The following is a 10,564-nucleotide window of genomic DNA, read 5'->3' on the forward strand; positions in this document are numbered from 1 at the left end:
TATGGTCGTGCGCTGCTGGCTGCTGATCGCTCTGTGTGCCTTTACCTCTGTACTTCAGGCGGATGAGGCGTCGGTGCCCGGCAAGGTCATGCTGGCCGGCGAAGAGTGGAACGACTACACCAATAAAGATGGCAGCGGCCTGGCCTGGGACGTGGTGCGCCAGATCTTCGAGCCGGTAGGCATCACCCTGCAGACCCGCAGCGAGCCCTACACCCGCTCGGTCGGCCTGGCCCAGCGTGGCGAGGTGGATGGATGCGTCGGCACCTATCGCAATGAAGTCAGCGGGGTGTTGTACCCCCGCTGGAACTTCGACGCCGACCACGTATACGCCCTTGGGCTCGCCACTGCGCCTACGCCGACACAGGCGACGCTGGGCGACTACCGCCTGGCCTGGGTGCGTGGCTACAAGTACGAGCAATACCTGCCCAATGTGCGCCGCTTCAACCAGATCGAACGGCGCGACGGTATCCTGCCAATGCTGCAATACGGTCGCGCCGATTTCTATATCGATGCCCTCACTGAAGCCAAGTATGTACTCAGCCAGGCGCAAGACCCGGCGTTGTTCAAACTTACGCATATCGCCGAGTTGCCGCTCTACATAGCCTTTGCCGATACCGAGCGCGGCAGGGCGTTGATGGCGGTGTATGACCAGCGTTTGGCCGCCCTGGTCAAGACCGGCGAGCTCAAAGCGACTTTTGCGCGCTGGAAACAGCCGTATCCGTTCCCGGGCCCATAGAACTGACGTGAAGGCCAATCGAACCTATTGATCTTTATCAGCGATAATTCAGCTTAAGCGTCTGTAGGAACCTGCTGTTACAATGGCCGCCTCTGTGAAATCTGAAATCAGGAGCACACGGTGCCCGTCGTTTTCGTCGCCGCTTCCAAGCTGCCTACCCCTTTTGCCACGTTCACCATGAACGGCTTTCTCGAAGAAGCCACCGGGCGCGAGCACGTTGTGCTCAGCCTCGGCGACATCACGGATGGCGCGCCGGTGCTGGGGCGCGTGCATTCCGAGTGCCTGACCGGCGATGCGCTGTTCAGCCAGCGCTGTGACTGCGGCTCGCAACTGGAAGCCGCTTTGCAAGCCATCGCCCGTGAAGGCCGTGGCGTGCTGCTGTACTTGCGTCAGGAAGGCCGTGGCATTGGCTTGTTGAACAAGATCCGCGCCTACGAACTGCAAGATGGCGGCGCCGACACCGTGGAAGCCAACGAGCGCCTGGGCTTTGCCGCCGACCAGCGCGACTACGCGATCTGCCTGCCGATGCTTGAGCACCTGGGGGTCAAATCCCTGCGCCTGATGACCAACAACCCGCGCAAGGTCAAAGCCTTGACCGAGATGGGCATCACCGTGGCCGAGCGCGTGCCGCTGCACACCGGGCACAATCCGCACAACAAGCTCTACCTGGCGACCAAAGCCAGCAAGCTCGACCATATGATGGGCAACGAGCACCAGGGCGAGGTCGACCGCGCGTGACTCGCGGCCAGGTGAAACGGCGGTTATCCTTCAACTGGTGGCAGTACCTGGCTTTGGCATTGCTGCCCCTGTTTGTGATCAATCTGCTGTTTGGTCGCGCTGAACCCCTGCTGCCCGTGCTGGCCATGCCGTTCTTCATTGCCGGCGTGGCCTCGATGTTTCTCAGCCTGCGTTATTTTCACGGCTATAAACATGCGCTGATCGCCACTTCCAAAGCCCTCGATACCCCTGAAGAACCTGCTGCCTGGATCACCCTGGCGGCGCGTCGGCGCACGGCTTTGCTGGTAGCCGCGCTACCGGCCTGGATCGGTGCGCTGGCGGTGTTCGTGGGGCTGGAAGCGGTGCCACTGTTCCTGCTGGCAATGTCGACCATGGTGCTGTTTTACCTCTACCGCATTCCGCGTCAACTGGGATGAGCCGCTACTGGCTGGCACTGCTGCTCGTATTGAGTGTTCAGGCGATGGCAGCCGAACGAGTGGTCAGCCTGGCGCCGTCGCTGTCTGAAATCGTCGTTGAGCTGGGCGCAGCCGACCTGTTGGTGGGTGTGCTTGATGGTGGTGAGCGGCCAACAGCACTGGCAACGGTTGCGTCGGTCGGGCATTACGGCCAACTGGATATGGAGCGTCTGCTCAGCCTGAAGCCCGACCTGATCCTGCTGTGGCCCGGCAGCGTCGGCCCGGCCCAGCGTGAGCAGCTTCAGCGGTTGAATATCCCGGTGTATATCGCCGAGCCCCATAGCCTTGCGCAACTGACTACTCAGGTCCAGGCCATTGCCGAGCAATTGGGCCGAGCTGAGGCAGGGCGCCAGCTCGCTGCACAACTACGCCAGCGCTTGGCCGAGTTGCGCCAGCGCTATCAGCGGGCCGAGCCGTTGCGGGTGTTTTACCAAGTGTGGAACCAACCGCTGTACACCGTGGGTGGTGGGCAGATCATCAGCGATGCGCTCAGTGTGTGCGGGGCGCGTAATGTGTTTGATGATCTGAAGTTGCCGGCGCCGCAGGTCAATATCGAGTCGGTGCTGGCGCGTGATCCCGAGGTGATCCTGGTGGGTGATCAGGCTCAGAAGGAGGCCTGGAAGGCATGGCCGGCGATGGCTGCTCGGGTACGGTTAGTGCCGGACAAGGGCCTGGAGCGGCCCAGCGGGCAGATGTTGGAGGCGGTGGGGCGGTTGTGCCAGGTGATTGCGCCGAACCTGTGACAACGCTATCGCAGGCAAGCCAGCTCCCACAGGGGAATGCATTTCAATTGTGGGAGCTGGCTTGCCTGTGATTACGTCGGTGCAGGTCCCTCAGAACTCAGGCGTCCATGTCAGCCCAACCATCCACACCCGACCTTCTTCACGATAATTCTGAGCCTCGCCGAGGTAGCTGTACTTCGCCCGGGCATAAGACCTGTCCAGCACGTTATCCACCTTCAGCGACAACGACACCTCTCGGTTCAACGCCCAACTGCTGCGTAGCCCCAACAAGGCATACCCGCCCAAACGGTTGCGGTTGGCTTCATCATCGTAGCTGCTGCTGATCGCCTGCCAGCTCGCGCCAACGCCCAGCTTGTCGAACTGCCGATCCAGATCCAGGTTCAATGTACGCCGAGCGCGACGTGCCAGGGTGTGGCCGCTGTCACGGTCACGCGGGTCGATAAGCGACAGGCCCAGGTTGCCCTGCCAGCCAAACACTTCCTGCTTGAGCGCCGCTTCAAAGCCGTTGATCCGCGCCGATGCCACGTTTTGCGGCTTGCCGGCGTCAAGGATGATCGCGTCGCTCAGGTCGGTACGATACAGCGAGGCTTCCACCCGTGTGCTGTCGGTCAGTTGGCTGCGCCATTGCAGCTCGTAGCTCTTTGATGTCTCGGGCTGCAGATTGGGGTTGCTGTACTGCGTGTCGGGGTAATAGAGGTCGTTGAAGGTCGGCGCGCGGAAGCCTTCGCTGTAGCTCAAGAGTAGGTCGTTGTCAGGGTTGACCGGTACGGTCAGGGTGCCGCTCCAGCTATTTTGACCGCCGAACTGCTGGTTCTGGTCGCGACGCAGCCCAAGCTCGGTGGAAAACCACTCGCTGTGGAAGCGGTGCTGCACAAAGGCGGCGCGGTTCCAGCGGCTGTTTTCGGTAAAGGTGGTGGAGCCGTGGAAGCGGTCTTCATACCAGTCGCCACCGACGATCAGGTTGTTCTGCTCATTCAGCGTCAGGTCGTTCTGCCAGTTGACCGAGTCGCGGTAGGTATTGAACACGCTGAAATCATCACTGAGCGTATCGCGCTTGGTGTCACGGTTTTCGCTGTGGCCCAACTCCAGGCGCGACTGCCAGGTCTCATTGAGCTTGGCATCGACATAACCGCTGGCGCTGCTGACGGTGTAATCGGTGTAGGGTTTCTGGCCGACGCTCTGCCCGGTGGCGCCGTTGTAGCGGCCATAACTGTTGTCGTACTCCGACTTGCCACGGTTATCCAGCAGATTGAAACCTACCTCCAGCTCATCGCTGAACGAATGGCGGAGGTTCAGGCTGATGGACTGGTTTCGGTAGGCATCATGGTCGCCGTCACTGGGGAACGACGCGTGGCTCGCGTTGATACCTGCGGTTTCATCCAGGCTTGCGCCCAGGTTGAAGCGCGTATGTTCATCGCCGCCCGACAAGCCCAGGCTACGTTCCCACGTCTGGTTACTGCCAAACCCGAGCTTCAAGCGCGGCTGCAAGCCTTGCTCGGCATTGCGCCGGGTAAACACCTGGATCACTCCGCCAATCGCGTCGCTGCCGTAAATGACCGAGCGGGAACCGCGCAGCACTTCTACACGCTCAATCTGATCGACGTTCAGATATTGCAGGCCACTATCACCGGTGGTGGTGTTGGCAATGCGCTGGCCGTCCACCAGTACCAGGCTTTGTGCGGCCTTTGTGCCTCGAATGAAGATCCCCGGCAAACTGCCACGCCCACCGGTCGGCGCAACCTGCACACCGGGCACGCGGCTGAGCAGGTCGGTGACGCTGGTGGGTTGCAGGCGGTCGATGTCGGCGCGGGTGAAGACGGTGTTGGCAGCGCTGCTGTCGTTACGTGCCTGCACTTGGCGGTTGGCGCTGATGACCACATCGGAGAGCTTCAAGGCCTGGTCGCGGGTGTCGGCGAGCAGATCGGCGGCGGGTAAAAGCAGCAGGGCGAGGCACAGGCGTTTCATGGGCTGTCCATAGCGATTTTGAAGGTGATACAAGTTAAATGTGGGAGGGGCGGTGCGACGATTCGACTTGCTCCCGATTACAGTGTGTCAGTCAGAACATCTGGTACTGATACACCGCGATCGGGAGCAAGTCGAATCGTCGCACCGCCCCTCCCACATTTAGTCCCGGTTTCTACAGGGCCAGAAGCGCCAAACGCTCGCGCACCGAAGCCTCGATGCCGGCCTCGTCCAAGCCACACTCAGCCAGCATCTGCGCCGGCTTGGCGTGCTCGACGTACACATCCGGCAAGCCCAGGTGCAGCACCGATTTGAGGATGTTCTCCCGCGCCAGGAACTCGCTGACTGCCGCGCCGGCGCCGCCCATGATGGCGTTCTCTTCGACGGTCACCAACAACTCATGGCTGGCGGCGATTTCGCGTACCAGCGCCTCATCCAACGGTTTGACGAAACGCATGTCCACCACTGTGGCATCAAGCTTTTCAGCCACTTTCAGCGCTTCGGCCAGTTGTACGCCAAACACCAGGAATGCAGTTTTGCTGCCTTGGCGACGCACGACGCCTTTGCCGATTTCAATCGGCTCCAGGTCTTTCTCGATCACGGCATTCGGGCCATTGCCCCGGGGATACCGCACAGCGGCCGGGCCGTTGTACAGGTGGCCGGTGCTGAGCATCTTGCGCAGTTCGTTTTCGTCGCTGGGCGTCATCACCAGTATGCCGGGGATGCAGCGCAGGTAGGACAGGTCGAAGCTGCCAGCATGGGTCGGGCCGTCTTCGCCCACCAGGCCGGCGCGGTCGATGGCGAACAGCACGTCGAGGTTCTGCACCGCCACATCGTGAACCAACTGGTCATAACCGCGTTGCAGGAAGGTGGAGTAGATCGCCACCACCGGCTTGGCGCCTTCGCAGGCCATGCCGGCGGCGAAGGTGACAGCGTGCTGCTCGGCAATCGCCACGTCGAAGTAACGCAACGGGAAACGCTCGCTGAACGCCACCAGGTCGGAGCCTTCCTTCATCGCCGGAGTAATGCCCACCAGGCGTGGGTCGGCAGCCGCCATGTCGCACAGCCATTCGCCAAACACACCGGAATACTTCGGCCCGCTGGCCTTTTTCGGCGCGGCGGCGGGCGCGTCCAGGGGTTCGAGCTTGGTGATCGCGTGGTAACCAATCGGGTCGACTTCAGCCGGGGCGAAGCCTTTGCCCTTCTTGGTGACGATATGCAGGAACTGCGGGCCCTTGAGGTCGCGCATGTTGCGCAAGGTGGCGATCAGGGTCGGCAGGTCGTGGCCATCGATAGGGCCGATGTAGTTCCAGCCCAGCTCTTCGAACAGGGTGCCGGGCACCAGCATGCCCTTGGCATATTCTTCGGTGCGACGGGCGATTTCCCACGCGCCAGGCAGACGCGACAGCACTTTCTTGCTGCCTTCGCGCATGCTGGCGTAGGTGCGGCTGGAGAGGATTTTCGCCAGGTAATTGGACAGGCCACCGACATTGCGCGAGATCGACATGTCGTTGTCGTTGAGGATCACCAACATGTTGGCATCCACTTCTGGCGCATGGTTGAGCGCTTCGAAGGCCATGCCGGCAGTCAGCGCGCCATCCCCGATCACGGCAATCGCCTTGCGATCGCTGTTTTGCAGACGGGCGGCAATCGCCATGCCCAACGCTGCACTGATGGACGTGCTGGAGTGGCCGACGCCAAAGGTGTCGTACTCGCTCTCGGAACGGCGCGGGAAGGCGGCCAGGCCGTCCTTCTGGCGCAGGCTGCCCATGCGCTCGCGACGGCCGGTGAGGATTTTATGCGGATATGCCTGATGGCCCACGTCCCACACCAGCCGGTCGTCCGGGGTGTCGAACACGTAATGCAGGGCGATGGTCAGCTCGATCACGCCCAGCCCGGCGCCGAAATGCCCACCGGTCTGGCCGACCGTGTAGAGCAATTCCAGGCGCAACTCATCGGCCAGGGTTTCCAGCTCGGCTTCACCCAGTCGACGCAGGCCGTCCGGCGTGGCAGCGCGGTCGAGCAGGGGCGTGGACGGGCGTTTGCGGGGAATCTCTTGAAACGTCGTGGGCATCAGGCGAATCGTTATAGGTATAGAAGAGGCGGCAGTTTACCTCAAGCGGTGCAAACTGCCCACGCAGGGCGCCGAACTTGGCCGATATGCGGCGCAAATGGCCGGGGTTGTCAGTGGCGGCGCTCGACGATATACCGCGCCAGGTCACGCAGCGGCTCGGCCGCCGCGTCGAAAGGTCGCAGGGCATCCAGGGCCTGGTCACGCAGCTCAATGGCGTATGCCTTGGCGGCTTCCAGCCCCAGCAGAGCCGGATACGTCGGCTTGTCCCGTGCAATATCGGCGCCTTGGCGTTTGCCGAGGGTGGCGGTATCGCTTTCCACGTCGAGAATATCGTCCTGCACCTGGAAGGCCAGGCCGATCGCGCGGGAATAAGTCTGCAGGGCCGCCAGTTGCTCGGCGTCGGCGCGGCCGCTGGCCAGGGCGCCCAGGTGCACGGCGGCTTCGATCAACGCGCCGGTCTTGTGGCGATGCATGTATTCAAGGGCTTCTTGATCCAGCTTGAGGCTGACCGAACCCATGTCGATGGCTTGGCCGCCGACCATTCCGGCCGGGCCAGCAGCGTGGGCCAGAGCAGTAACCATGCGCAGGCGGATCTCGGCGTTGACGCTGCTTAGCGCCGGGTCCAGCAACGCGCTGAACGCCAGGCTCTGCAAGCCATCCCCGGCCAGGATCGCGTAAGCCTCATCGAAGGCTTTGTGGGTCGTGGGCTGGCCGCGACGCAGATCGTCGTCATCCATCGCCGGCAGGTCGTCGTGTACCAGGGAGTAAGCGTGGATCAACTCCACCGCACACGCTGCGCCATTGGCCTCGGCCGCCGGCGCGCCCAGGGCTTCGCAGGCCGCATAGGCCAGCAACGGGCGCACCCGCTTGCCGCCATTCATCACGCTGTAGCGCATGGCTTCATAGAGGCGCGTCAATTCCGGGCTTGGCGCAGCAAACAAGGGCTCCAGCGCCGCATTCACCCGGGCTTGGCTACTGGCCTGATACGCGCTGATCATTCCGGCTGTTCCGCATCGAAAGGCTCTTGCGCCAACTCCCCGTCGCGCTCCAGCAGCACCTGGACCTTCTGCTCCGCCTGCGCCAACGCGCTCTGACAGTCGCGGGTCAGGCCAATGCCTTGCTCAAATGCCGTCAACGAGTCTTCCAGCGACAACTCGCCGTTCTCCAGACGCTCGACCAGGGTTTGCAGGTCGGCGAGGGATTGTTCGAAATCCAGTGCAACTTTTTTGCGGGCCATGGCGGCAATTCCGGTAGACGGTAAACCGGCGCGACACTAGCAGACATGGGGGATTGGGGCAAATGAGTGGGGCTGTTACTGCTGGGCGGGATTGATCTGATAACGCGTGCTGCGGCCGCCTCCGGGGAGGCGTGTCAGGCAGTTTTTTTCCAGTAGTCGGCCAGGTGGCGTGTTGCTGTTGCCTTGGACACTTTCGCCACGGCTTGGTACTGCGCGGCACTGATTCCGTGTTCGAAGCCCCTCTCACCCCATCGAGCAGGCGATTGAGTACCTTGACCTGTTCGGCGGACAAAGCGACGCCACGGTGTTGTTGCCAGAACCGGCTCTTGCCTAACACCCGGTCAATCCGCGCCATCGCCTGCTGCAGGTTGCGCAGCAGGGTTTTCAGGAACCATTCCAGCCAGTTGGTGATATCCAGGGTGGCTTTTTGACTGGACTCCAGCGCGTTGTAGTAACCGGCACGATCCTCAAGGATGCTGGCCGACATGGCGTAAAACCGGATGGCTTGGTGTTCGCCCTGGGCCAGGCCAAATCAGTGTGTTGCCAGATCCAGTGCGGGTGATTCATGGAAGAGCGCCTAGGGACTGACTCTCTTATCAAGGAGTATGCGGCGCAGTGGTTGAAGTCGTGCTCAGACGTTTGTTGGGTATAGATGAATGGTATTTACTCTCAACTCTACTAAATCGAGTTCCTGTCTTATTGGCTCATCGAGCTCAATAAGGATTATTGAGTCGCCAAGCTTTAATGCGGCACAACTATCGTCTCCATCTTGAATGAATTTGCCAGTTATGGAGTGTGTGTCATTGGTAAAAGTAATCTGTGGTGTCTTTTCAATCGACGGCATGATGTTTTTTTGCCAAGAAAATACTTCGTCCAGCTCGAACTCTACGTCTAGATCTTCACCAATTTCTGGTGCGGGATCGCTCCATAAAGCCACACCATCTCCGAAGGGTGAGTTGAATCTCACACGTAGGATGTTCTGGTCAGAAACTACGTCGGTTACTCTTATCTTCATTTGGCTTTGGGGGCTGTATTTTATAATTGATTTTAATATGCCTAAGTTTTCAAACAACAAGAGCTAGCGGTTTGGATATTCTAAAATTTTGCAAAGTCAACATCACCCTCAAATGAAATGCAAGCAATCCAGTCTAACGGTTTTTGAAGTATGTACGTATGTTGGGGGGTTGTCGAAAAAAATTGTAGTGCATGCATAAGTCCGCAGGTCGTAATTGAATATGCATTGTCGGTTGCATCGCCAATGAAAATTACATTCTGCTCGGTAGTGGATTTTATTTTTTTCTCTAATTTCTCTAGCGTGACTTGCGAAGAGGATGGGCCGATATAAGTTTTCTCCTTAAAAAAACTCCAAGCTATTTGGCTTCCTGAAAAAGGGATGGTCTCATTTGTTAACTCAACAATTAAATCGTGTTCGGCTTCTGACAGAATGCTGAATTTGACGCTCATTTTCTTGAGGTCGTTGATTATTTCGTCGTCAAGGTAGCTCATTTCTTTGCGAACCTCTTGGTGAGCTGAAACACAGTTTTTGACGTGCCTTCAAAAGTGTAATGAGGACCGTTCTTTCTGTGGGTCCATACATTAATATGAGCACCATGCCTTTCGTCGTATTCAATACGATAACCAGTTCTCGCGTCAGCTGTTTGCATCCCGATGGGCTGACCTTTACGTTCACCGAATTTTCCTAGTTTTGGTTTTTCCGCCCGAAAGTCGTTTTCCAGTAACCATTCAAGGGCTTTGTTCAGCGCTTGCTCATAGGTTGCGGAATGAGTTGAACTCCCTACCTTTGGAGTTTCTTCTTCATGTTTATGAGAGGCTTGGCCTTTTTGTCCTTGGCAATTGCCACGAGTGCACGCTAATCCTAGCGGATCCACCCACCCCGTAGGATTGGGCACGTACTGATACCCATTGATCCCACCCGCCAACTTCACCGGATCCGGCGTGAGGTAACGACCAATGTCCGGATTGTAGTAGCGATGGCGGTTGTAGTGCAGCCCGCTTTCTTGGTCGAAATACTGTCCTTGGAAACGCAGCGGATTTTCGATTTTGCCCACGTCGAACCGGGCGATCTGGCCGTAGGCGCGGTAGTGGGCGGACCAGACGATTTCGCCCTCGGGGCTGGTCAGTTCCTGCGGTGTGCCGAGGTGGTCGAGTTGGTAGTTGTAGGGCGTTGTGGCTTGTGGTCCGTAGCCTTCCAGCAGTGCCAGCGGGCGGAAGCTGTTGGGCTCGTAGATATAACTGTGATGACAGTCCGCATGGTGCTCGGCAATCAGCTTGTCGCCTTGCCAGAAAAACTCCGTGGTTATGTCATCCACGGTCTTGCTGACACGCCGGCCAAACGGGTCATAGCGATAACTAGCGGTTTCGCCGTTCGGTTTTGTGATGCTGATTAACCGATGCTGGCAGTCGTAGCGGTATTCCGTGACAAGTTGATGGCCTTTGCCGCGCCGTTCGCGGATCAGGTTGCCGAAGGCGTCGTAGTCGTAATGGCGGTCGCCCTGGATCATCAGGCGGTTGCCGGCAACGATGTCCGGGCCGGGGCGGTCTTGCATCAGCAGGTTGCCCGCCGGGTCGTGGGCGAAGCGTTCCTGGACGTCTTGGGAG

General features: G+C 59.4%; 11 protein-coding genes and 1 pseudogene. 4 read left to right on the forward strand and 8 right to left on the reverse strand.

Going from position 1 to position 10,564, the window contains the following annotated elements:
- Window position 1: 1 nt before the first annotated feature.
- The 4 genes from JH25_RS09460 (at window position 2) to JH25_RS09445 (ending at window position 2,672) form a co-directional block, all read left to right on the forward strand.
- On the forward strand, window positions 2-736 hold the full coding sequence (locus tag JH25_RS09460; protein ID WP_032879252.1) for a substrate-binding periplasmic protein: 735 nt from the start codon (window positions 2-4) through the stop codon (window positions 734-736).
- Between the two features lie 120 nt (window positions 737-856).
- Window positions 857-1,474, forward strand: coding sequence for a GTP cyclohydrolase II (gene ribA, locus JH25_RS09455; protein WP_005791841.1), 618 nt, complete (start codon window positions 857-859; stop codon window positions 1,472-1,474).
- Window positions 1,471-1,890 (forward strand): nuclear FMR1 interacting 1 family protein, encoded by a 420-nt coding sequence (locus JH25_RS09450; RefSeq protein ID WP_032879254.1) that lies wholly within the window; start codon window positions 1,471-1,473, stop codon window positions 1,888-1,890. The genes ribA and JH25_RS09450 overlap by 4 nt, the downstream gene beginning before the upstream one ends.
- Window positions 1,887-2,672 carry a cobalamin-binding protein gene (locus JH25_RS09445; RefSeq protein WP_032879255.1) on the forward strand — a complete coding sequence of 262 codons (786 nt, stop codon included), beginning with the start codon at window positions 1,887-1,889 and terminating at the stop codon, window positions 2,670-2,672. The genes JH25_RS09450 and JH25_RS09445 overlap by 4 nt, the downstream gene beginning before the upstream one ends.
- Window positions 2,673-2,762: 90 nt before the next feature.
- Here the strand turns inward: JH25_RS09445 and JH25_RS09440 are convergent, their stop codons facing one another.
- The 8 genes and pseudogenes from JH25_RS09440 to JH25_RS0127260 all read right to left on the reverse strand — a co-directional run.
- Window positions 2,763-4,637 carry a TonB-dependent receptor domain-containing protein gene (locus JH25_RS09440; protein WP_032879256.1) on the reverse strand — a complete coding sequence of 625 codons (1,875 nt, stop codon included), beginning with the start codon at window positions 4,635-4,637 and terminating at the stop codon, window positions 2,763-2,765.
- Between the two features lie 172 nt (window positions 4,638-4,809).
- Window positions 4,810-6,708, reverse strand: coding sequence for a 1-deoxy-D-xylulose-5-phosphate synthase (gene dxs, locus JH25_RS09435; RefSeq protein ID WP_005791833.1), 1,899 nt, complete (start codon window positions 6,706-6,708; stop codon window positions 4,810-4,812).
- Window positions 6,709-6,818: 110 nt separating this feature from the next.
- Complete coding sequence (gene ispA, locus JH25_RS09430) at window positions 6,819-7,706, reverse strand: (2E,6E)-farnesyl diphosphate synthase (protein ID WP_032879258.1); 888 nt, start codon at window positions 7,704-7,706, stop codon at window positions 6,819-6,821.
- A complete protein-coding gene (locus JH25_RS09425; protein WP_005791829.1) occupies window positions 7,703-7,945 on the reverse strand; it encodes an exodeoxyribonuclease VII small subunit in 243 nt (80 codons plus the stop codon). The genes ispA and JH25_RS09425 overlap by 4 nt, the downstream gene beginning before the upstream one ends.
- 75 nt (window positions 7,946-8,020) lie before the next feature.
- Window positions 8,021-8,471: pseudogene (locus JH25_RS28195) on the reverse strand (Fic family protein); the annotation flags it as partial.
- 105 nt (window positions 8,472-8,576) lie between these two features.
- Window positions 8,577-8,882, reverse strand: coding sequence for a hypothetical protein (locus tag JH25_RS09420; RefSeq protein ID WP_032879260.1), 306 nt, complete (start codon window positions 8,880-8,882; stop codon window positions 8,577-8,579).
- Window positions 8,883-9,040: 158 nt separating this feature from the next.
- Window positions 9,041-9,451, reverse strand: coding sequence for a hypothetical protein (locus JH25_RS09415; protein WP_032879261.1), 411 nt, complete (start codon window positions 9,449-9,451; stop codon window positions 9,041-9,043).
- On the reverse strand, window positions 9,448-10,564 hold a 1,117-nt coding region (locus tag JH25_RS0127260), incomplete at its 5' end, for an RHS repeat-associated core domain-containing protein (protein ID WP_177327408.1). The genes JH25_RS09415 and JH25_RS0127260, both read right to left, overlap by 4 nt.

Origin of the sequence: Pseudomonas sp. BRG-100 (assembly GCF_000737955.1) — a bacterium.
Lineage (GTDB): Bacteria > Pseudomonadota > Gammaproteobacteria > Pseudomonadales > Pseudomonadaceae > Aquipseudomonas > Aquipseudomonas synxantha_A.